Origin of the sequence: Psychroserpens jangbogonensis (genome assembly GCF_000797465.1) — a bacterium.
Lineage (GTDB): Bacteria > Bacteroidota > Bacteroidia > Flavobacteriales > Flavobacteriaceae > Psychroserpens > Psychroserpens jangbogonensis.
In genome coordinates this window covers 146,683-169,106 of record NZ_JSWG01000001.1, presented here as the reverse complement: position 1 = coordinate 169,106, position 22,424 = coordinate 146,683, and the positions used below count along the sequence as shown (strand labels likewise).

19 protein-coding genes are annotated in these 22,424 nt (G+C 32.9%); 14 read left to right on the top strand and 5 right to left on the bottom strand.

Translation table 11 applies throughout. The annotated features are described in order from the left end of the window. Window positions 1-11: 11 nt before the first annotated feature. Window positions 12-1,256 (bottom strand): peptidase T, encoded by a 1,245-nt coding sequence (gene pepT, locus RH81_RS00805; RefSeq protein ID WP_033956283.1) that lies wholly within the window; start codon window positions 1,254-1,256, stop codon window positions 12-14. Window positions 1,257-1,393: 137 nt separating this feature from the next. Here pepT and RH81_RS00800 point away from each other — a divergent pair, with 137 nt between their 5' ends. Genes RH81_RS00800 through RH81_RS00780 form a run of 5 tightly spaced genes read left to right on the top strand, consistent with a single transcriptional unit; the run spans window position 1,394 to window position 9,080 of the window. After that, the gene (locus RH81_RS00800; RefSeq protein ID WP_033956280.1) at window positions 1,394-3,730 is read left to right on the top strand and encodes a TolC family protein; all 2,337 of its coding nucleotides are present in this window, start codon (window positions 1,394-1,396) and stop codon (window positions 3,728-3,730) included. Between the two features lie 59 nt (window positions 3,731-3,789). After that, window positions 3,790-4,839: an efflux RND transporter periplasmic adaptor subunit gene (locus RH81_RS00795; RefSeq protein WP_033956277.1), complete on the top strand. Its 1,050-nt coding sequence runs from the start codon at window positions 3,790-3,792 to the stop codon at window positions 4,837-4,839. Between the two features lie 7 nt (window positions 4,840-4,846). Further along, window positions 4,847-7,960 carry an efflux RND transporter permease subunit gene (locus tag RH81_RS00790; RefSeq protein ID WP_033956275.1) on the top strand — a complete coding sequence of 1,038 codons (3,114 nt, stop codon included), beginning with the start codon at window positions 4,847-4,849 and terminating at the stop codon, window positions 7,958-7,960. 9 nt (window positions 7,961-7,969) lie between these two features. Continuing rightward, on the top strand, window positions 7,970-8,653 hold the full coding sequence (locus RH81_RS00785) for an ion channel (RefSeq protein ID WP_033956273.1): 684 nt from the start codon (window positions 7,970-7,972) through the stop codon (window positions 8,651-8,653). Next, window positions 8,637-9,080: a phosphate-starvation-inducible PsiE family protein gene (locus tag RH81_RS00780; RefSeq protein WP_033956270.1), complete on the top strand. Its 444-nt coding sequence runs from the start codon at window positions 8,637-8,639 to the stop codon at window positions 9,078-9,080. The genes RH81_RS00785 and RH81_RS00780 overlap by 17 nt, the downstream gene beginning before the upstream one ends. Before the next feature lie 77 nt (window positions 9,081-9,157). On the opposite strand, the gene RH81_RS00775 is transcribed toward RH81_RS00780, so the two are convergent. Then, entirely contained in the window at window positions 9,158-9,988 is an 831-nt protein-coding gene (locus tag RH81_RS00775) for a universal stress protein (RefSeq protein ID WP_033956268.1), read from the bottom strand. A gap of 146 nt (window positions 9,989-10,134) precedes the next feature. Between RH81_RS00775 and RH81_RS00770 the strand changes: the two genes are divergently transcribed. Beyond that, window positions 10,135-11,160: a quinone-dependent dihydroorotate dehydrogenase gene (locus tag RH81_RS00770; protein WP_033956266.1), complete on the top strand. Its 1,026-nt coding sequence runs from the start codon at window positions 10,135-10,137 to the stop codon at window positions 11,158-11,160. A 36-nt stretch (window positions 11,161-11,196) separates the two neighbouring features. Here the strand turns inward: RH81_RS00770 and RH81_RS00765 are convergent, their stop codons facing one another. Both RH81_RS00765 and RH81_RS00760 read right to left on the bottom strand, forming a co-directional pair. After that, window positions 11,197-12,945 (bottom strand): zinc-dependent metalloprotease, encoded by a 1,749-nt coding sequence (locus tag RH81_RS00765; protein WP_033956263.1) that lies wholly within the window; start codon window positions 12,943-12,945, stop codon window positions 11,197-11,199. An 87-nt stretch (window positions 12,946-13,032) separates the two neighbouring features. After that, window positions 13,033-13,983, bottom strand: a complete 951-nt coding sequence (locus RH81_RS00760) for a spondin domain-containing protein (RefSeq protein WP_033956260.1) — start codon at window positions 13,981-13,983, stop codon at window positions 13,033-13,035. A gap of 95 nt (window positions 13,984-14,078) precedes the next feature. Between RH81_RS00760 and RH81_RS00755 the strand changes: the two genes are divergently transcribed. From RH81_RS00755 to RH81_RS00720, 8 genes are all read left to right on the top strand, one after another. After that, window positions 14,079-14,705 carry a LysE family translocator gene (locus tag RH81_RS00755; RefSeq protein WP_033956256.1) on the top strand — a complete coding sequence of 209 codons (627 nt, stop codon included), beginning with the start codon at window positions 14,079-14,081 and terminating at the stop codon, window positions 14,703-14,705. Between the two features lie 37 nt (window positions 14,706-14,742). Next, window positions 14,743-15,606 (top strand): hydroxymethylglutaryl-CoA lyase, encoded by an 864-nt coding sequence (locus RH81_RS00750; RefSeq protein ID WP_033956255.1) that lies wholly within the window; start codon window positions 14,743-14,745, stop codon window positions 15,604-15,606. 187 nt (window positions 15,607-15,793) lie between these two features. Then, window positions 15,794-16,951, top strand: coding sequence for a porin (locus RH81_RS00745; RefSeq protein WP_033956254.1), 1,158 nt, complete (start codon window positions 15,794-15,796; stop codon window positions 16,949-16,951). A gap of 89 nt (window positions 16,952-17,040) precedes the next feature. Next, the gene (locus RH81_RS00740) at window positions 17,041-17,568 is read left to right on the top strand and encodes an FMN-binding protein (RefSeq protein WP_033956252.1); all 528 of its coding nucleotides are present in this window, start codon (window positions 17,041-17,043) and stop codon (window positions 17,566-17,568) included. Next, window positions 17,568-18,077: a hypothetical protein gene (locus tag RH81_RS00735; RefSeq protein WP_033956248.1), complete on the top strand. Its 510-nt coding sequence runs from the start codon at window positions 17,568-17,570 to the stop codon at window positions 18,075-18,077. The genes RH81_RS00740 and RH81_RS00735 overlap by 1 nt, the downstream gene beginning before the upstream one ends. Before the next feature lie 35 nt (window positions 18,078-18,112). Next, window positions 18,113-19,585, top strand: a complete 1,473-nt coding sequence (gene guaB, locus RH81_RS00730) for an IMP dehydrogenase (protein ID WP_033956245.1) — start codon at window positions 18,113-18,115, stop codon at window positions 19,583-19,585. Window positions 19,586-19,697: 112 nt separating this feature from the next. Then, the gene (bshC, locus tag RH81_RS00725) at window positions 19,698-21,299 is read left to right on the top strand and encodes a bacillithiol biosynthesis cysteine-adding enzyme BshC (RefSeq protein WP_033956243.1); all 1,602 of its coding nucleotides are present in this window, start codon (window positions 19,698-19,700) and stop codon (window positions 21,297-21,299) included. Between the two features lie 11 nt (window positions 21,300-21,310). Next, window positions 21,311-22,093 carry an ABC transporter substrate-binding protein gene (locus tag RH81_RS00720; protein WP_033956242.1) on the top strand — a complete coding sequence of 261 codons (783 nt, stop codon included), beginning with the start codon at window positions 21,311-21,313 and terminating at the stop codon, window positions 22,091-22,093. Window positions 22,094-22,114: 21 nt separating this feature from the next. Here RH81_RS00720 and RH81_RS00715 read toward each other — a convergent pair whose 3' ends face one another. Beyond that, window positions 22,115-22,315, bottom strand: coding sequence for a Lacal_2735 family protein (locus RH81_RS00715; RefSeq protein ID WP_033956227.1), 201 nt, complete (start codon window positions 22,313-22,315; stop codon window positions 22,115-22,117). Between the last annotated feature and the right edge of the window lie 109 nt (window positions 22,316-22,424).

Here is a 22,424-nt window from a genome sequence, read left to right as displayed (position 1 = left end):
TTTTCAGACTGTTAGTTTAAGGCCTTCTTTGCGGTTAATTCGGCAATTTTACAAATCACTTCTGTTGCTTTAATCATGCTTTCAACAGGCACATACTCATAACGTCCATGAAAATTATGTCCTCCAGCAAAAATATTTGGACAAGGCAATCCCATATAACTCAATTGTGAACCATCGGTTCCACCACGAATGGGTTTGATTAAAGGTTCGATATCTAATTGTTTCATAGCGTCTTCAGCAATATCAACAATATGCATCACAGGTTCAACCTTTTCTTTCATATTGAAATATTGGTCCTTAATATCTAAGGTAATGACTTCTCGACCATATTCAGAATTGATGTGGTCTGCAAGTTTTTGTAGCATGTCTTTACGTGCTTCAAAATGATCTTTATCGTGATCTCTTACAATGTATTGTAGTGTGGTTTCATCTACTTTCCCATCTATACTATGAAGATGAAAAAAGCCTTGATAGCCTTCAGTATGTTCAGGAGTTTCTAATCGTGGTAAGGAGTTAATAAACTCAGTAGCGATGTACATCGAGTTTACCATTTTTCCTTTTGCATAACCTGGATGTACAATTTTTCCTTTGATATGAACTTTAGCACCAGCAGCATTGAAATTTTCGTATTCTAATTCTCCAACTTGACTACCATCCATGGTATAAGCCCAATCAGCTCCAAATTTTTCTACATCAAAATGATGAGCGCCTCTACCAATTTCTTCATCAGGAGTAAAGCCAATTCTTATCTCACCATGCTTGATTTCTGGATTCTGGATGAGGTATTCCATAGCTGATACAATTTCAGTAATTCCTGCTTTATCATCTGCACCCAAAAGTGTGGTTCCATCAGTAACGATTAAGGTGTTTCCCTTATAGAGTAATAAATCTTCAAAATAATCTGGTGACAGAATAATGTTTTCAGTTTCATTTAATGTAATATCTTTTCCATCGTAATCTTCAATAATTCTTGGTTTTACATTAGCTCCTGTGAAATCTGGTGAAGTATCAAAATGGGAAACAAAACCAATAGTTGGTACGTCGTGATCAACATTACTAGGTAAAGTAGCCATAATGTAAGCTTTGTCGTCAATAGTCACATCACTTAATCCAATGCTTTTAAGTTCTTCCGCCAATTTGTTAGCTAAATCCCATTGTTTTACTGTACTAGGTGTAGTTTTGCTTTCTGGATCAGATTCTGTATCTATAGTAACATAACTTATAAATCTGTTGATGAGGTGTTGTTTGTTTATCATGGTTGATGTTTTTCCAAAATTAAAGATTCATATGGCAATTAGAAAGTATTATTTGTAAATTTAATAACAGAATACCCTTTGCATTCAAGCAAATAACATTTATTTTTACAAATTCACGATATAAAATCAACTAACCAATGCGCAATATCTTAAGTGTTTTCCTTTTTTTATGTGCTAGCCTCTTAGCTTTTTCTCAATCCAACACGTATCAGGTTGGATTTTTATTGGATAAAAATTCAACTGAAATTAATGGCTTATTGGAAGAACTTTCTAATGAGATTTCTGCTGTAGTAGGTGAGGATGCTGTATTGGAATTTTCAGAATCCAGAACATTAGTCAATAATTTTGATTCTGCTAAAGCATTGAGTAATTACAATGTTCTATTGCAAAACGGTACCGATATTATTATTGCTTTCGGAACTGTAAACAATGCCGTTATATCTAAAATAGGGAGTTACCAGAAACCTACAATAGTTTTTGGAGCATTAAGTGAAGAGTTGCGAACGGATAAATTACAAGTTTCTAATATAAAAAATTATACGTCAATTATTACGTCACAGTCTTATACTGAAGATTTAAAGTTATTTAAAGAAATCGCCAAACCTAAAACCGTTGGTGTTATTGTGGAGAAATCGATTAAGGATAACTTGCCAATTAAAAAGACATTTGATGATTTAGGTACAGAACTTCAATTAGATATGAAGCTTATTCCGTTTGAAACTTTAAGTGATATCACATCGAATTTAGATAATATAGATGCTGTATATTTAGCTGGAGGGTTTTATTTGACGGATCTCGAAATGAAAGAACTTGCAGAAGTATTGATTGAAAAAAAATTGCCTTCGTTTACTTCTAATCCAGGTAATGATGTTAAGAATGGAATACTTGCCTCAAATTTTGATCAATCTGAAATAAATCAGTTTTTTAGACGGATTGCTTTAACTGTTGAATCTGTTGTTAATGGTAATGGCTTATCTGATTTAAGTGAAACTTTAGAATCTAAAGGCGGATTAACAGTAAATTATAATACCGCTGAAAAAATTGGATTACCGCTTAAATATAGTTTAATAGCAACAACTAATTTTGTGGGCAACCCAAATGATAAAGTTGCCGATATTAAATATACATTGTTAAGTGTCATGCAAGAGGCAATAGCCGAAAACTTAGAATTGCAAACTATAGAACAAGATGTTCAGCTTTCTCAAAAAGACCTACAATTTGCAAAAAGTGATTATTTGCCAAATGTTACTGCAGGTGCAACAGGGAGTTATGTGGATCCAGAATTAGCAAAAATCAGCAATGGTCAAAATCCAGAATTTGCTACATCAGGTAATATAAGCTTACAACAAACCGTGTTTTCAGAATCTGCAAATGCAAATATTAGTATTCAAAGATCACTTCGTAATGCCCAACAGGAAAACTATAACAGCGAAGAATTAAATACCATTTTTGATGTAGCAACATCTTACTTTACAGCCTTAATTTTGAAGGCAAACTTGTCCATTCAATATCAAAATTTAGAATTGACGAAATACAACCTAAAAATTGCTACCGAAAACTACGAAGCTGGTCAAGCTGGGAAATCTGATGTATTGCGTTTTAAATCTGAAATGGCTCAGAATACACAGGAAATGGTTGAAGCTATTAATAAATTGGAGCAAGGGTATTATGTATTAAACCAATTATTAAATAATCCGATTGATACTAGTATTGATGTAGAAGATGCGGAGTTGCAAAAAGGTGTTTTTAGTGATAATAATTATGAGCGGTTACGCCAGTTTTTAGATGCCCCTACATTACGTCAATCTTTTGTAAAATTTTTAGTTCAGGAGGCTATAGCTAATGCACCTGAGTTAAAAGCATTAGAGTACAATTTAAAAGCTACAGAGCGCAGTGAGCGTTTATTTGGTGTCGGACGTTTTTTGCCAACAGTCGCGCTTCAAGGCCAATATAATTATGAGTTTTCAAGGTCTGGAGTTGGTACAGGTTTTATTCCAGGCTTCGAATTTCCTGATGGCTATTATAGTCTTGGACTTAATGTATCACTTCCTTTATTCAATCAGAACAAGCAAAATATAAATAAGCAAATTGCCTCCATTCAGAAAGAACAACTAGAAGTTTCAAGAGATAATTTAAAACTGAATATCGAAAAAAACATTAATGATTCAGTGTTAGGTTTAGTGAATGAAACATCGAATATACACTTGTCTAAAGTTTTTGAAGAAACGGCAAAAGAAGCTTTGGATTTAACTCAAACGTCTTATGCTAGTGGAGCGGTTAATATTGTTCAATTATTAGATGCTCAAAATAATTATTTGCAGGCACAACTTGCAAGTGCAAATGCAACATATAATTACTTACAGAGTTCAATGCAGTTAGAACGTTCTTTAGGGCAATTCTTTTTGCTAGAAGATGAAAGTGGACGTGTAGATTTTATACAACGCTTTTTAGAATTCACTCAAAATAATGACTAACATTTAACACATATATGATAATGCAATCCAATCGAATCTTTAAAATCAGTAGTCTTCTCATGGTAATATTACTTATGAGTTGTGGTGAAAAAGAAGTCAAAGAAGAAATTGTTTTACGACCAGTAAAATATAGTGAAGTTTCCTATTTAGGAGGTGAGAAAACAAGACAGTTTAGTGGTACTGCTAAGACAGAGAAAATAGTAAACCTAAGTTTTAGAAGTAGCGGTATTGTTACTAAGCTAGATATGAATCTAGGGCAAAAAGTAAAGAAAGGTCAACTGTTAGGAACCTTAGACAATGTTTCGGCTAGATTGAATTACGAATCTTCGATTTCTGCGAAGAACAGTACAGAATCTCAAATGAATACGACTAAGTTAAGCTTGAACAGAATGCGTACATTATACGAAAAAGGGAGTTCTTCTTTAAGTGATTATGAAGCTGCAAAAAACTCATACAGAACAGCAGTTGCTAGTTTTGAGTCGGCTCAGCGAAGTGTAGCAATTCAGCAAGATCAAATTCAATTTGGATATCTCTATGCTCCAGAAGATGGGGTTATTGCTTCTGTAGCTATTGAAGTAGATGAAAACGTGTCTCCAGGACAAACGATAGGTGTCTTGAATGCGGGAACAGCTATTGAGATTTCTTTGGGTTTGCCAGAATCTGTTATTAACGAAGTGAAGAAAGATATGAAAGTGAAAGTGTCATTTACAGCAATTGAAGGTGAAACCTTTAACGCTGTGATTACAGAAGTAGCTCCAGCTTTAAACGCTAATACATCAACGTACCCAATTACTATTATGGTAACTGAAGCAGACGAACGTATAAAGAGTGGTATGGCAGCGAACGTTTTATTTGAGTTTGTTGATGAAGACATGACCAAAGAAATTATTGTTGTTCCTGCTAGTGCAGTTGGAGAGGATGGTAATGGAAGGTTTGTGTTTTTAGTTGAAGGTGATTCAACTAAAGCTACTGTAAGAAAACAAGCGATTACAATTGGTAATCTAACACCTGAAGGTTTTGAAGTTGTAAGTGGTCTTAAAGTTGGACAAAAAATTGCGATTGCAGGTTTGCAGACTTTATTAGATGGACAAGACGTAAAATTAAACTAAGCATTAAATGAATTTAGCAGCCTTTTCCATTAATAGAAACCGAATTACTTTTACAGTTCTCGCTACCATCTTGATTTTGGGAATGGTATTCTATCAATCTTTATCTCGTGATAGTATGCCACCTTACACAGTTAGAGTAGCAACTGTGGTGTCTTCCTTTCCTGGGTCAAGCCCAGAACGTGTCGAGCAATTAGTTACTGACAAGGTTGAAAAAATTGTACAAGAATTACCAGAATTAAAAGAAGTATCAAGTACATCTAGATCTGGTCTATCTGTAGTTACGGTAGAACTAAAAGAACAAGTAAAACCTGAAGATTTACAAGCAGTTTGGGATAGACTCAGACGAAAGTTGTCTCAAATAGAAGGATTGCCGTCTGGTGTAACTCCAAATTTAAATGATGATGGAATTGGAGAAGTATTTGGAATTGCTGTTGGTTTAGTAATGGATGGTTTTAGCTATGCTGAAGCGAAAGATTATGTTGACGATATTAAAGATGATTTGATAAAACTAAACTTGGCAGCAAAAGTCGAAGTTGGTGGTGTTCAAGATGAACGAATTTTTATTGAGTTTGATAATGCACGACTCAAGGAATATGGACTCTCTGCTTCAAAATTACAGAGTATTATTGGTGCAACAAATATATTAAGTTCTGGTGGTCAAGTTAATTTAGGTGATGAACGTATCATTTTAGAACCAACAGGAAATTTTAATTCTCTTGATGATATAAAGCAAACTTTAATACCAGTTGGAGATGGCTCACAGTTAGTCTACTTAGGTGATATAACAAAGGTAACACAAGGTTATATTGATCCACCCAAACAGTTGGTAACCGTTAATGGTGAACGAGCAATTTCTATGCACATTAGCCTTAAAGAAGGTGCCAATATTATTCAATTGGGAGAAGACATGAATGTTGTGATTAAAGATTGGCAAAATCGTTTACCAGTTGGATTGGAATTGAAACGTTTATCTTCATTAGACACTTACATAGATGATAAGATTAGTGCTTTTATTGTTAACTTAATTCAGGCTATTGTTATAGTACTGATTGTTATGTTAGTTTTCTTAGGCCTTAGAACTGGTGGTATTATTGCTAGTTTAATTCCTATGGTAACCATAATGACTTTAATGTTAATGGGTCTTATAGATATGGGATTAAACCAAGTAACATTAGCAGCATTGATTATGGCTCTTGGTATGATGGTAGATAATGCAATTGTAGTTGCCGAAACTGTTATGGTGAAAATGGAAAATGGTATTGACGCTAAAAAAGCAGCAATTGATGCCTGTGGTGAATTATTTACACCGTTGCTCATCTCCACATTGACAACATCTGCCGCATTTTTAGCATTTTATTTGGCAGAATCAACAATGGGAGATATCGTAGGTCCAATATTTGTGGTTATTTCATTGGCGCTTTTATCGTCATGGATTCTAGCTTTGACAGTTATTACATTATTGTGTTTCTTGTTTCTTAAGGTTACTCCAAAAGCAGAAAAGAAACCTAGCTTTATTGATACAATCATTAATAATTTAAAAGTCTATTATAAAAATTTAATTTTGTCTGCTCTTGCTTACAAGCGTCTGGTAATCATCGGAATTTTTGCAGCATTTTTTGTGTCACTTTTAGGCTTTGGAAAGATTCCGTTTATCTTTTTTCCAGATAGTGATCGAAACATGATTACAGTAGACATAAACTTACCTCAAGGAATACGAATTGAGGCGACACAAGATGTTATCAAAAGTATAGAAGAGTTTATAACAACAGACTTATTAGTTAATGAAGGTAGACCAAACGGAATTACAGATTGGTCATCTTTTATTGGAGCCGGTCCAGAGTCGTATGATTTAGGTTATTCCACTGATGAACCAGATGCAAGTTATGCGCATATTCTAATTAACACCTCTGATTTTATCTACAATAATGACATGGTAGAGAAATTAGATGGCTACTGTTTTAATAATTTTGCTAATGCAGATATTAAGGTTGGGCTTTTAGGTTCTGGAGGAGGAGGAACTCCAATTGAAGTTAAAATATCTGGTGAGAATCCAGATGTGTTAGCCGAGCTTTCAGAACAAACCAAACAAAAATTGAAAACAGTTTCAGGAACAAAAAACATTAAGGATGATTGGGGACCAAAGACGAAAAAGTTTGTTGTAAATATCGATCAGAATAAAGCACAAATGGCAGGCATTACCAGTGCTGATATTGCAACATCACTTCAAACTGTTTTAGATGGTTTTCAAACGGGTGAATATCGTGAGAATGATAAATCCATTCCAATACTAATGCGAAGTAATGATAGTCAGCAACAGACGTTAGCCTCTATAGAGACTTTGAATATTTATGCACAAAACTCTGGAAAAAGTGTGCCTTTACTTCAAGTAGCATCTATTGAACCTCAATGGCAATATGCAAAGATAAAACGTTTAGATATTGATAGAACTATAAATGTTAGTTCTGAATTAAATGCGACAGGAAATGCCTCTGCTATAATGAAAGAAATGAGTCCTTATATGGCCGAAGTTTCAAAAGATTGGCCAGAAGGTTATTCGTATAAATTTGGTGGAGACGCCGAAAACACGGCTGAAAACATGGGTGCTGTAATTAATTATCTACCATTATCTGGCTTTATAATTATTCTTCTTTTAATTATTATGTTTAATTCGGTTAGAAAAACCATAATGGTAGCTGCAACTATTCCCTTAGGAATTATTGGAGTGGTTATAGGATTATTAGTATTTCAAGAACCTTTTGGATTTATGCCTTTTTTAGGGGTGATTTCATTAGCAGGAATCGTAATAAATAATGCCATTGTATTAATTGATAGAATTCAAATTGAAGAAAACGAAATTAAGAGACCAATTCAAGATGCTATTATAGCAGCATGTCTGCAACGTTTCAGACCTATTTTATTGGCTACTTTTACAACGGTTTTAGGATTGATTCCTCTTTATCTAAGTGGCGGAGAAATGTGGGAAGGAATGGCTGTTAGTATTATGATAGGTTTACTATTTGGTACTGTAATTACGCTGCTATTTATTCCTTCACTTTATAGTATTCTTTATAAAGTCAATTATAAAGGTTATACGTTTGACGAGTCCATAATGGATGATTAAACTTAAATTATGTTTGAGAAACTCTATCCATATCGATTCGAATTATTTTTAACTACTCAGCTCTTAGTTTTGTTTGGTTCAATCGCAATGCCAATCTCATGGTTCGAAAATTGGATTATGCCATTATTATTGTTGCTTAATATAAGCTCAGGAATATTATTAGCTTTTAAAAAGAAACGGCTTTTCAGATTTTTGTTAGCTTTTCTAGCCATTTCGGCTCTACTGGTAATTACGGGATTTATAAATTCTGCTATAGATAAGAATTTTAATTACGCTAAATTAGGATCCTATTTCATATTCTATGCTATTGTTACTGTTGAAATTATTAAACAAGTTTGGAAAGCTAAATTTGTAAATAAAAATGTAATTTTAGGATTGGTTTCTGGTTACATTTCTCTAGGTTTACTGGCATTTTTCCTATGTTTGACAATAGAAATTCTGTATCCTAATTCATTTTCAGGATTAGCAATTGGTTCTGCTGCCACTTCTGAGATGACAGATCAATTAATGTATTATGCTTATATTACTTTGATGACTATAGGTTATGGAGATATTCTTCCTGTGACAGCAATTGCACAAAAGGCATCTATATTTATTGGCTTAATAGGACAGTTTTATTTAGTAATTTTAACAGCTATAGTGGTCGGCAAATATATTAATCAGTTATCTCAACCAGATGAAAAAAATAGATAGAAAAGTATTAAACGTTGTTGAATTTATAGAAAAAGGTATAATTATCGTTTTACTATTTTCTCTACTAATTGTAGTGCTATATACTGCAATAGTATTCATTGCTTTACTTTTCGGTGGAATTATTGAAGGATTAGAAAGTTCTTTTTCTCGAGATAATAATATACTAAAACATCTACATAGTGTGTTTGGTGGCTTCTTATCTGTTCTTATTGGTATAGAGTTACTTCATACAATCAAAATGTATTTAAAAGAAGATGTAGTTCACGTAGAGATTGTATTGTTAGTTGCTTTAATAGGTGTTTCTAGGCATGTCATTGATTTAGATGTTACTCATCTAGAACCATTAACGCTTTTCGGAATAAGTGCTTTAATCCTTGTATTGTCAGGTGGCTATTACTTGATTAAGAAAGTAATCAGAAAACAATAGTAACTTCGGTAAAAACAGATAATAAAAAAGCACCTTTAAATTAATAAAGGTGCTTTTTTAAGATTTATAGTTTTGTCTTACATTTTAAAAGTAAAAACAGGTAGTTTAGAATGGTTTACTAAGTCTTCAGAAATACTACCACCAAACAAATGGTTTAAGCCTGTTCGACCATGAGTAATCATACCGATTGCATCAATACTGTGTTTGTCTGCATAACCCAATATTGCCTCTTCCACATTGTAATCTGAAATTAACGCAACATTGTTTTTCAAATCTTTACGATTCGTCATCGTCAATAAGTTCGAAACTCTTTCTTCGATTTCATCTGTGCTTAAGAAATGAGCGTTAGGAAGATTGATGTGCAATAAAGTCACTTTTTTACTAAGATCACTTAATAGTTCAATAGCAGTATTTACTGCAGAAGCGCTATCAGGAGAAAAATCTGTAGCTATAACTATATGCTCAAAATCGATACTTTCCGGTTTAGATTTAACGACAAGAAGAGGTGTTTCACTATGTCGAACAACTTTTTCTGTATTAGACCCTAAGAATACACCTTCATAATCATTGTGACCTCTTGATCCCATAACGACTAAATCAGCTTTTAATTCGCTAGCAACTTGATCTACTTCTTTTAAAACCTTATGGCTTTTAATCATTGGTGTAACAGTAATTCCTTCTAGATACGGCTTGTCTAAAAAAGATTCAAATTTTTTGTTGGTTAACATCAACATAAAGGCTGTTTCATCATTTCTTTCTGTACTTGAAGTCGAAAATATAGATTCAGAAAGCTCTAACATATGCATTACAATAAGTTCTGAATTATGCTTCTTAGCTATTGCTGCAGCTGTTTCTAAAGCGTACTCTGAATGCTGTGAGAAATCTACAGGAATTATGATTTTTTTCATGATTAATTTTATTTAATTTATGTTCAAAAATAGATAAACTATTGCAATTAATATACGATAAATAACATTATCTAGATTAATTATAAATGAATTATAGTCCTTATAAAATAATTAGATTCTTATTTTTGCAGTGTAAATAGCACCTCATGTACAAACTCTTAGTTAGACCGCTTTTTTTTCTTTTCGATCCTGAAAAAATACATCACTTTACCTTTTCGTTAATTCGTTTTACATGTAAAATACCAGGTATGAAGTCTCTGTTTAAAAGTGTTTATTTGGTTGAAGATAAATCCTTAGAGCGACATCTTTTCGGATTGCATTTTAAAAACCCAGTTGGACTAGCTGCAGGATTTGACAAGGATGCAAAATTGTATAACGAACTTTCGAATTTTGGTTTTGGGTTTATTGAAATAGGCACAATTACTCCTAAACCTCAGGTTGGTAACCCTAAAAAAAGGTTGTTTAGACTAAAAGAAGACTCAGCAATAATTAATAGAATGGGCTTTAATAATGGAGGTGTTGCGATAGCAGTTGAACATTTAAAGCAAAATAAAGGCGTGCTAATTGGCGGTAACATTGGTAAAAATAAAGTTACTCCTAATGAAAATGCTGTTGACGATTATAAAATATGTTTCAATGCCTTGTTTGATTACGTTGATTATTTTGTAGTGAATGTAAGCTCTCCAAACACACCAAACTTAAGAGCTTTACAAGATAAAGAACCGCTTACAGAGCTTTTAAACACCTTGAAAACAGAAAATTATAAAAAGGAACAGCCTAAACCAATATTGCTAAAAATTGCTCCAGATCTCACAAATGAGCAATTAATGGATATTATTGATATTGTATCAGAAACAAAAATAGATGGCGTTATTGCTACTAATACCACGATTTCACGTGAAGGTTTAAATTCGGATAATAAATCTGAAGTAGGAGGTTTAAGCGGAAAACCTTTATCACATCGTTCAACTGAAGTGATTCGCTTTTTAGCTGAAAAAAGTAACAAAGCGTTTCCAATTATTGGAGTAGGAGGTATTCATTCTGTTGAAGATGCACTAGAAAAAATTGAAGCTGGAGCAGATTTGGTACAGCTTTATACTGGTTTTATTTATGAAGGGCCAAAATTGATAAAACGAATAAATAAAGCACTAATAAAAAAAGCGAACCAATAAACTATTGATTCGCTTCCGTTATTATATTAATTAAGACTAGTTTTTCACAAACTGAATTGTTGATGTACTGCCGTCTTTTTTGAGTTCAATAAAATACATTCCATCACTAAATGCTGAAACATCAATTGCTAAATCTGAAGTTTGTGAAATACGTTCAGTTTTTACAATCTGTCCTAACATAGTATATACTGAAAAACTATCTGGTAAATTGTTGGTATTAGATAATTTGATATTTAGAGTTGTATTTGCAGGATTTGGATAAATCGAAACCGAATTATCAGCAAAATAATCCTCAACACCTAATACTGCATTAGACATATAAGTAATTTCACCAAAGTTATAATTTCCACCTGTTACAACTGTAGTACCTTCTAGTGTCGTTAATGAGTACGACCCAGTTCCTTCATTACAGCAAATACCATCACCAAAGCTATCATTGATTTCAAATGTGTAGCATTCATTAGTACTTATTGTAAAGTTCTCTGTGAAAGATTGAAAATCATCAACACCTTCAACATAAGTTGGGCTTGCGTATAAAACAGTACCACTACTGTTTTTTAAGTTCCACGATGTTTCAGCTGGATAATCATCTGTAACCAGATTTAATGTAAGTTGTGCGGTATTGATGTCATTTACGCCCACTTCAATATAGTCAGGGTAAACCTTGGTTAAAGAGTTCGATCCATCAGAAATCGTAAGAGTCACATCATAAAGTCCACCACTCGTATAGGTGTGTGTTGGGTTTGGAATTGTATAATCAATAATATCATCACCATCAACATCCCATTGCCAAGAGGTTGCACCAACACTATTATCTGTAAAATCAACATCCAAAGTATTACTACATTCTATTGTAAAGTCAGATGCAATATCTACATTAAAACTTGGACAAGCCATAACTCCTCTCGACGCTTGATATGTAGCATAAATTCTAGCATACTGTTGTTGAGAAAATTGTGTTCGACAAGGTTTACGAGAATAAGACATGATATTCAATGGGTCTGGATTAAAAAATTGTCCGTTAGCATCACTAGCATTTCCTGTATATACACAAGAAGTAGATACATTTCCATAACCTAATTGAGGATCTGCAGGTGTATCACAAATGAAATCTCCAGTAGTATCGCAATTTGAACCATCCACCAATTCTGATGTAAGTGTTCCATTACTATTACCATGTGTGTGAGATAACGCAAAGAAATGTCCCATTTCATGTGATAATGTACTTCCATTTATAGCACAAGAGTTATCCATTAAAATAACTTCTGGACCACCAGGAAAATAGGCATAACCACATAATCCACTTCCTGAAGACGAACTCGTAACAGTATTTGCAAAGTAGATATTAATAACATTGTTAACACTATGCGCTGCAATCATTGCATCTTGTTCATCAGTTTCAAAATCATATAAATTGGAATCATCAATATAGTTTATGCCCTCACACAAGAAGAATTCTAGATATGCATTCGCATAAAAGTTATTCATAAGTGCTATTGCTGCATTAAATTGATTCAATTGAAGTCCACCAGTTCCAGTATCAGTTCTAATGATATGTGCTTTAATTGGCACAGAGCTTATTGCTGTTGAAGAACGACCAAAAGCTAATCCATTGAACTCTTCTTCAAATTGTTGGATTTGAGGTAACAGTTGTTGAAAGTAGGCTTGAGCTTCTGGACTTATAACCGTTCCACATTGTGGTTCGGTTTGAGCGTTGCTTAATAAGAATAAATTTAAAAACACAACTGTTATAATTGTGTTTTTCAGTAAGTATACTTTTTTCATAACTAAATTTTTGGGCTAAAAATAATAATGTAAAAATAGTAAAAATCGATTAAACACCTAATTTAATCGATGAAAGACAAGGCTTTGTTAGTTAAGAACCAACCTTTTTGTTGATAAAGAGCCATCTTCAAGTTCTAGTCTTACTAAATAAACACCTTTATGTAAAGCTGTCAAATTTAAGTTTAAATTGGAATCTAGGTTTTGATTTTTAATAATGGCTACTTGCTTTCCTAGGACATCAAATACCATGGCTTCTTTTAAAATATTAGCACTAGATGTGCTTATTTTGATTATCCCATTAGAGGGATTTGGAGATACAATTACCCTTGCTAAATCTTGATTGTCAACACTAAGCACTTCATTTAATGAAATTGTAATAGTGCCAATTGGCTTCGCATTAAAAGGACCATCATTTATTAAAACGGATATTGTTTCAGGATTAGGTAGTGTTGGTGAATTTGATGAGGCATACATGGTACCACTATCTGTACCTGCATCATAAGGAAATAATTGAATGCTTATTTCATTGGTCCAAGTGCCTCCTTCTCTCAGATTTATACCATCAATAGCAATCATCCAATCTGGACTAGGAGCGATCATTGATACTAAGCTTAGTAAAGGAAAATTAGAATTGACTACAACACCACTTAAAGTTGCTGAACTAATATTATCAAAAGGAGAAAGGGGTTCTTGCAACCATTCGTATGCATTACCATTTGTGATTTGAGTGCTAACTTCTGAAAACAATACATCGTTATTTCCTGCTTCGGCTACATTTTTTACTCCAGTTGAAGCTAATGCTCCCATTTCAACTAAAGTATAATTTTCATTGTGTGTTGTGCCAACAAGATTTGACCAATGTGCATTCCCTGGAATTGCAGCTGTACTGTTTCCATTTATAGGATCAATAACTTCATTTTCCCAATCACTAGTAAATGTAATATCGTAACTAGCTGTAGATTGTGAATAACCTGTTCCTATTTGTAAAACAACTATTAAAAAGGTAAGGGATTTAAAAGATAAAGTAAAGTTTTTCATGTGGTTACAGTTTAGTTATGAATTTATTCAGTCGTAAATGCATTTTATTTCCTTACAGTAATTTTTAATATTATTTTTACTGAAAACAAAACACACTGAATTACGATTTACTTATATCATTTGTAATTGCCACTTCTGTATTAGCAATGTCTCCTGGGCCAGATAATATTTATGTGCTTATGCAAAGTATAGTAAACGGAAAGAAATTTGGTTTAGCTACTGTCGCAGGCTTGATTTCTGGTTGTTTAGTACATACGACATTAGTCGCTTTTGGAGTCTCTGCCATTATAAAAGAAAATGATTCACTCTTTTTTATAATCAAACTATTTGGTGCATTGTATTTACTCTATTTAGCTTATAAAGTGTTTAGGTCTTCATCTGAATTGAAATTAAACACAGACCGTATTCCTAAAAAAAGTGTATTTCAGCTTTTTAAGCAAGGGTTCATTATGAATGTTTTAAACCCTAAAGTATCTATTTTCTTCCTAGCCTTCTTTCCTGGTTTTTTATTTAGCAATACATTAAATACGGTTATTCAGTTTTATGTGCTAGGTTTATTATTTATGTTTGTTTCTGCTGTGATTTTCTCTGCAATTGCAATTTTAGCAGGTTCCATTTCAGAATATATAAAGCAACATAAGCGTATTGGTTTGTATCTAAAATGGTTGCAAATAATTGTATTTGTTGGTATTGCGATCCTAATTTTTACTTCTGAAAAATAGATTTAAAAACAGAATCTTAATCACTATATTTGGCTAGATGAACAAACCTCTTAAATTAATTGAATGTCCTAGAGATGCTATGCAAGGTATCAAGGATTTTATTCCTACTGAGAAAAAGGTACAATACATTCAATCGCTTTTAAGAGTTGGTTTTGATACCATTGATTTCGGAAGTTTTGTTTCGCCAAAAGCCATTCCTCAAATGGTAGACACTGCTGAAGTATTATCAAAACTAGATTTAAGTAAAACGACAAGTAAGCTATTAGCAATTATTGCAAACACTCGTGGTGCAAATGATGCTTGTCAACATCCAGAAATTGATTATTTAGGATACCCATTTTCAATATCTGAAAATTTTCAAATGCGTAATACGCATAAAACGATTGCACAATCTGTTATAACACTTTCTGAAATTTTAGAGCTAGCGAATACACATAACAAAGAAGTTGTGGTATACATTTCTATGGGTTTTGGAAATCCTTATGGAGATCCTTGGGATGTTGATATTGTTGGCGAATGGACAGAACGTCTTAGTAAAATGGGAGTGAAGATACTTTCGCTGAGTGATACTATAGGTAGTTCAAATCCAGAAAGTATTGATTATTTATTTTCAAATTTAATTCCGACATATCCAGAAATTGAGTTTGGAGCACATTTGCATACAACACCAACATCTTGGTTTGAAAAAGTTGATGCAGCTTACAAAGCTGGTTGCATACGTTTTGATGGTGCGATTCAGGGATTTGGTGGTTGTCCTATGGCAAAAGATGAACTTACAGGTAATATGCCAACCGAAAAGCTTTTGTCCTATTTTACTTCAAATAAAAACAACAACCTCAATGCTATGAGTTTTGAAAGCTCGTATAATGAAGCGACTAAAATCTTTACTTCTTACCATTAATTCTTTGTTTTTTTAAAATTTAACATTCACTAAATACTTGTTGATTAACTAGTTAATTTGTTTGTCTGAAGTTTATTTAAAATTATTCTAAATAAACTTTGCACAAGTTAATAACTGTTTTAAATTTGCACTCTCAAACAGAAATTTATTTATAACAAGTCTAAATAAGAATAACAAATCAATCAAAATGAAAAAATTATTAGCCCTAATTATTAGTTTATCAGCATCAATAACTTTTGCTCAATCAGTACCAGATTCATTGTATACTAATCCACAAAATCAACAAAATGCTGCACAACGTATTTTGTCTGGAAATATTAATACAGGTGTAACTGTTGGTGGTTATGGAGAAATCACTTACAACCAACCAGAAGCAGATAATGGTGAATTAGATGTCCAGAGATTAGTATTACTATTCGGATATAAATTTAATGATAAAGTACAGTTCGTTACAGAAATAGAATTAGAACATGTAGAAGAAATATTTGTAGAGCAAGCGTTTCTTCAATATAGCCTAAATGATAATGTGAACCTTAGAGGTGGTTTAATGTTAGTACCAATGGGAATTGTAAACGAATACCACGAACCAACTACATTCAATGGTGTAGAGAGACCAAGTATTGATGGCAGTATTGTACCAACAACTTGGAGAGAAATTGGTGTTGGAGTTTCTGGACGATTTGATGAAATTTCTTTACGATACCAAGCTTATGTTTTTAACGGATTTTCTTCAGTAAATGGTGAGAAAGTTTTGGGTGGAAAAAATGGATTAAGAAATGGAAGACAAAAAGGAATTCGTTCTACAGTTGATTCTCCAAATTTTGCAGCAAAAGCAGATTACTACGGAATTCCAGGATTACGTTTAGGATTATCTGGATATTTTGGTCGTTCCCAAGCCGAAGATGAAGTAGAAGATATAGATGGAACATCAGTTGGGATTTCAATGATAGGATTCGATGCTCGATATGCTTACAAACGTTTTACTGCTCGTGGGCAATTTATTCATGCAAGTATTACCGATACTGAAGACTATAACAATTTATATACTGCAGATTTAGGAAGCGCATTACAAGGTTACTATTTAGAAGCAGCTTATAACTTACTACCATTAGGAAAAGAGCAACAATTATATGCCTTTGCTAGATTTGAAGATTATGATACACATGCTTCAGTAGATGGTGGTTTAATGAAAAATGATAGCTATGACCGAAATGAATGGACATTTGGTTTAAGCTATAAAATTGCTCCAGGAGCAGTTGTGAAAGCAGATTATCAAATAAAAGATAGTGCAGCAGATTCAGATGTTCCTAATCAGTTAAATGTTGGTTTAGGTGTTTGGTTCTAAATTGTATTAAATATAATTGAGTCTGATAGCCAATTAAGATTTCAGAATCTTCTTTGGCTAACAGGCTTTTAATAGTTTACCTTTGTAAAATGAAATTTTCGCACATTTTAATAGCAAGTTTTGCTCTCCTTTTTGTGAGTTCTGGATTACCAAAAAACCTTCAAAAGAAAGTTGATAAAGTAATAAAGAATACTTACAATGTTGAAGAATTCGCTTTCGAAGCTAAAACTTTTGATGCCGAAATTGTAAAAACACTTCCTTCAGAGTTTGGTGCTGATAATTTTTTCAAAATTAATAACGCAGATTCTTTATTAGGCTATGCTTATATTTCAAAAGCACCAAGTAAAACTGATGCTTTTGATTATTTGATTCTTCTAAATAAAGATTTGGTTATTGAAAAAGCTAAAGTGCTTGTTTATAGAGAAGATTATGGTGGTGAAATTGGAAGTAAACGTTGGTTAAAACAATTTATTGGTAAAACACCAAAAGACGAGCTAAAATATCAACAAAACATTGTGGCCATTTCAGGAGCAACAATCTCTGTTCGCTCAATGACTTCAGCAGTAAATGACTTACTAAGATCATTACAGATTCTTCAATCAAAAACTAAATTATAATGCAGTTAAACGGAATCATTTCAACGTTTCCTAAGGAAATAAAAATGCTTATAACCGCATTTGTAGTTGTCTTGAGTATTGGCTTTTATACAGGTTTATTGTTCGTTGGAGAAACTTCTTCTGTAAACCCAAATGGCATTGAAGAACAATATTTAGGAAACGAAAACGATGTTGATGCTACTGTAATGAAATTCAAAAAAAATGAGCAGCAAATGCTCACACTAGTCCATGGTCATATTTTATCTATGTCTATTATTTTCTTTCTAGTAGGTATAATCTTGAGCACAACAAAACTGTCTAGGAAATTGAAAATAGTTTTAATTGTTGAACCATTTCTTTCAGTACTACTCACTTTTGGAGGCCTTTATTTTCTATGGAAAGGGATCCTTTGGATGAAATATATAGTTATGATTTCAGGAACTTTGATGACTCTAACTTATACCATTTCGATACTCATTATCCTGTTTCAAATATTTAATTCAAAGAAAGTGTCTTCTAACATAAAATAAGTATCTTTGCATGCAATTATAACTGTAATTGCATCATGACAGCACACGAGAATAAAATTGTTGGAGAAGGTCTTACTTATGACGACGTACTCTTAGTTCCAGCGTTTTCTGAAATTTTACCAAGAGAAGTAAATATTCAAACCAAATTCACACGTAATATTACTATAAACATTCCAATAGTTTCCGCAGCTATGGATACTGTTACCGAAAGTAAAATGGCAATTGCCATGGCTCAAGAAGGTGGTATTGGAGTGCTTCATAAAAACATGTCCATCGAACATCAAGCCGAAAAAGTCCGCAAAGTAAAGCGCGCAGAAAGTGGTATGATTATCGATCCTGTGACCTTACCATTAACGGCAAAAGTTTCAGATGCGAAGAACAATATGGCCGAACACAGTATTGGTGGTATTCCAATCGTGGATGATAATGGAACTCTAAAAGGAATTGTTACCAATCGTGATTTACGATTTGAACATGAAAACGATCGACCAATTGTTGAAGTGATGACAAGTGAAAACCTAGTCACTGCTGCAGTTGGGACCTCATTAAAAGATGCGGAAAAAATTCTTCAGCAAAATAAAATTGAAAAACTCCTTATTGTTGATGATAATTATAAGTTAAAAGGGCTTATAACATTTAGAGATATTACTAAAGTGACTCAAAAGCCTAACGCAAATAAAGATCATTACGGAAGACTTCGTGTTGCTGCTGCTATTGGTGTTACAGGAGATGCTGTGGAAAGAGCTTCTGCACTTGTAAATGCAGGTGTTGATGCTGTAATTATTGATACAGCTCATGGCCATACCAAAGGTGTGGTGTTGGTTTTAAAAGATATTAAAAAGAAGTTTCCTAAACTAGATGTCATTGTTGGAAATATTGCCACTGCTGAAGCTGCTAAATATTTAGTTGAAGCTGGAGCAGATGCTGTGAAAGTTGGTATTGGTCCAGGTTCTATATGTACTACTCGTGTTATTGCTGGAGTTGGGTTTCCTCAATTTTCTGCAGTTCTTGAAGTCGCTGCGGCCATTAAAGGTTCAGGTGTGCCAGTTATAGCAGATGGTGGAATTCGCTACACTGGTGATATTCCTAAAGCTATTGCTGCTGGAGCAGATAGTGTAATGCTAGGTTCTTTATTAGCAGGTACTAAAGAAAGTCCAGGAGAAACTATTATTTACGAAGGACGAAAATTTAAGTCGTATCGTGGAATGGGCTCTGTTGAAGCCATGAAACAAGGTAGTAAAGATCGTTATTTCCAAGATGTAGAAGACGATATTAAAAAGTTAGTACCAGAAGGTATTGTAGGTCGAGTGCCTTATAAAGGTGATTTAGTAGAAAGTATCCATCAATTTGTTGGAGGCCTTCGTGCAGGAATGGGTTACTGTGGATCGAAAGATGTTGAAACTCTAAAAGAAACTGGACGTTTTGTGAAAATTACGAGTTCAGGAATTAATGAAAGTCATCCTCACGATGTAACCATTACAAAAGAATCACCTAACTATTCAAGATAGTTCTAGACAAGTTTTTTGTTTTTGATTATTTGATGTTCTGAGGAATTAACTAAAATTTAGTAATTCAAAAATTGCAATAACTGTATATTTACGCTTCAATAGAAAAGTATTTATGCCAACCGACTGTATATCGTTTAGAGACACTAACTATTTTTCATCTTTAATATGTGATTATTTAGATGAAAAAGAGGCGTTGAAGCCATTCTATAATCGGTTTCCTAAGCTTGAAAATTTCAAAGCTCAGATGGAAGAAAAGCAATCAAGTTTTACTTCCGAATCTAGAGACGTTTTAGTTAAAGCTTTAAATCATCAGTATAGAAATGTTGAGGTTTCAGATCAAACAAAAGTCAACATCAACTTACTTGAAAATTCAAATGCCTTTACTGTAGTCACTGGTCATCAATTGAATTTGTTTACAGGGCCATTATATTTTTTCTATAAGATTATTTCTACAATCAATTTATGTAAGGAATTAAAAGCTCAATATCCTGAGAATGATTTTGTTCCTATCTATTGGATGGCTACAGAAGATCATGATTTTGTAGAGATTAATTTCTTTAATTTTAAAGGAAAAAAAGTACAGTGGAATAGAGAGGCATCTGGAGCTGTAGGTGAATTAAATCTACAAGGATTAGATCAGGTTTTTGAAGTTTTTGGATCACAATTAAATGGTACATTGAATGCTACAGAATTGAAAAGACAATTTAGTGAAGCCTATTTAAACCATTCTAATTTGGCGGAAGCTATGCAATTTCTGGTTAATGAGTTATTCAAAGGTTTCGGATTGGTAATTGTTGATGGTAATGATCAAGCTTTGAAAATACAGTTTATTCCTTACGTTGAAGAAGAACTTTTACAACAAACGGCTTTTTCAAAAGTATCTGAAGCTAACGAAAACTTGAATGCCTTAGATGGAAATTATAAAATTCAGGTGAATCCAAGAGAGATAAATTTGTTTTACATAACAGACGGAATTCGTGAACGTATCGTTGAAAAGAATGATGTTTATTACGTTAATAACACTAAAATAACATTCAGCAAGAGTGAGATAATAAAACACCTCAATGAGGTGCCGGAACGATTTTCTCCTAATGTGATAATGCGACCTCTATTTCAAGAAGTTGTTTTACCAAATCTCTGTTATATTGGAGGAGGAGGAGAACTTGCATATTGGATGCAATTAAAGTCTAATTTTGAAAGCCATAAGGTCGTGTTTCCTATGTTGCTTTTACGTAATTCTGCATTATTGATTACAGAAAAGCAAAAAGTAAAGCTAAGCAAACTAAATGTTGAAATTTCCGATTTATTCTTAAATCAAGATGCACTAAAAACAAAAATAACAAAGCAAATTTCTGAAGTTGATATTGATTTCTCATCTCAAAGGAATCATCTAAAACAACAATTTAAAGCTTTATATGATTTAGCAGAAAAGACCGACGATTCTTTTAAAGGTGCTGTAGCTGCTCAAGAAAAAAAGCAAATCAATGGACTTGAAGCTTTAGAAAAACGCTTGTTAAAAGCCCAGAAACGTAAAATGTCTGATCATATAAATCGTATTGTAGAGATTCAAAAGGAATTATTTCCAAAGGAGAGTTTGCAAGAACGATATATGAACTTTTCTGAGTTTTATTTAGAATATGGCTCTGACTTAATTCCTAACTTGATGCATAGTTTAAAACCCTTACAAGGTGAATTTACTATAGTTCAAGTTTAATTCTTTTTCTTTTGAAAGACCAACTTAATAGAACCGTTTCAATATTACAAACACCAAAACGTATTGTGAGTTTGGTGCCTTCTCAAACCGAATTATTAGTCGATTTAGGTCTAATGGATACCATTGTTGGTGTGACCAAATTTTGTGTTCACCCAAAACAGCTTCGCAAAGAAAAAGCAGTTGTTGGAGGAACTAAGCAAGTACATTTTGATAAAATTAAAGCGCTCAAGCCAGATATTATCCTTTGTAATAAAGAAGAGAATACTAAGGAAATGATTTCTGAATTGGAACAAATTGCACCTGTTCATATCAGTGATATTTACACGATTGAAGATAGTTTAGAGCTCATGAAAATGTATGGCGAATTGTTTGATGTAACAGAAAAATCGCAATCCATTATTGATGAAATCAAAATGAAGATAAAAGCTTTTGATGAATTGATGACTGACCAACCCAAACTAAAAGTGGCCTATTTTATTTGGAAGAAGCCTTGGATGGTAGCTGCTAGCCAGACATTTATCAATGAAATTCTTTCCCTTAATAATTTTGAAAACATATACCAAGATGTTAATCGATATCCAGAAATAAAGCTTTCAGAATTAAAAAACAAACAGCCAGATATTGTTTTATTTTCGAGCGAGCCTTATCCGTTTAATGATAATGATATAAAAGAATTCAAATCGGTTTATCCAGAAATCAAAGTTATTATTGTAGATGGTGAAGCCTTTTCTTGGTATGGATCAAGACTTGTAAAAGCCTTTGACTATTTTGAAGAATTACAAAAATCAATTTAGTTTTTGTAATCTATTCTCGAATTAGTTTTGTTGAAGTACGGTTAAATCTCTCCTTAAAAATTTAAGCTTATTCATTTTGTGTAGAAGTTTTATTGCTTTGTATTCTGAAAAATCACTTAGTGCAGAATCCGTTTGCCTTAAATTATAAGCTTGCTCAACAAGAGTTTTGTAACGTGATAGTAACGTGCTTTGATTGTGAACAATTTTTTGTGAGTACTTCATTACTATGATATTGAGCTATTAAATGTATACAAAATATTGTAATTGAACAAGAAAAAATCGACCTAAAGATTAAGACCGATTTTCAACTAACTTTTCTAATTCAAATAAA

Bases quoted from the DNA above. Each gene is read 5' to 3' on its own strand.
- RH81_RS00785 (WP_033956273.1), top strand. From the start codon at position 7,970: ATGTTTGAGAAACTCTATCCATATCGATTCGAATTATTTTTAACTACT.
- RH81_RS00770 (WP_033956266.1), top strand. From the start codon at position 10,135: ATGTACAAACTCTTAGTTAGACCGCTTTTTTTTCTTTTCGATCCTGAA.
- RH81_RS00750 (WP_033956255.1), top strand. From the start codon at position 14,743: ATGAACAAACCTCTTAAATTAATTGAATGTCCTAGAGATGCTATGCAA.
- RH81_RS00780 (WP_033956270.1), top strand. From the start codon at position 8,637: ATGAAAAAAATAGATAGAAAAGTATTAAACGTTGTTGAATTTATAGAA.
- RH81_RS00745 (WP_033956254.1), top strand. From the start codon at position 15,794: ATGAAAAAATTATTAGCCCTAATTATTAGTTTATCAGCATCAATAACT.
- RH81_RS00715 (WP_033956227.1), bottom strand. From the start codon at position 22,315: ATGAAGTACTCACAAAAAATTGTTCACAATCAAAGCACGTTACTATCA.
- bshC (WP_033956243.1), top strand. From the start codon at position 19,698: ATGCCAACCGACTGTATATCGTTTAGAGACACTAACTATTTTTCATCT.
- RH81_RS00795 (WP_033956277.1), top strand. From the start codon at position 3,790: ATGGTAATATTACTTATGAGTTGTGGTGAAAAAGAAGTCAAAGAAGAA.
- RH81_RS00760 (WP_033956260.1), bottom strand. From the start codon at position 13,983: ATGAAAAACTTTACTTTATCTTTTAAATCCCTTACCTTTTTAATAGTT.
- RH81_RS00740 (WP_033956252.1), top strand. From the start codon at position 17,041: ATGAAATTTTCGCACATTTTAATAGCAAGTTTTGCTCTCCTTTTTGTG.
- pepT (WP_033956283.1), bottom strand. From the start codon at position 1,256: ATGATAAACAAACAACACCTCATCAACAGATTTATAAGTTATGTTACT.
- RH81_RS00800 (WP_033956280.1), top strand. From the start codon at position 1,394: ATGCGCAATATCTTAAGTGTTTTCCTTTTTTTATGTGCTAGCCTCTTA.
- RH81_RS00775 (WP_033956268.1), bottom strand. From the start codon at position 9,988: ATGAAAAAAATCATAATTCCTGTAGATTTCTCACAGCATTCAGAGTAC.
- RH81_RS00735 (WP_033956248.1), top strand. From the start codon at position 17,568: ATGCAGTTAAACGGAATCATTTCAACGTTTCCTAAGGAAATAAAAATG.
- RH81_RS00765 (WP_033956263.1), bottom strand. From the start codon at position 12,945: ATGAAAAAAGTATACTTACTGAAAAACACAATTATAACAGTTGTGTTT.
- guaB (WP_033956245.1), top strand. From the start codon at position 18,113: ATGACAGCACACGAGAATAAAATTGTTGGAGAAGGTCTTACTTATGAC.
- RH81_RS00790 (WP_033956275.1), top strand. From the start codon at position 4,847: ATGAATTTAGCAGCCTTTTCCATTAATAGAAACCGAATTACTTTTACA.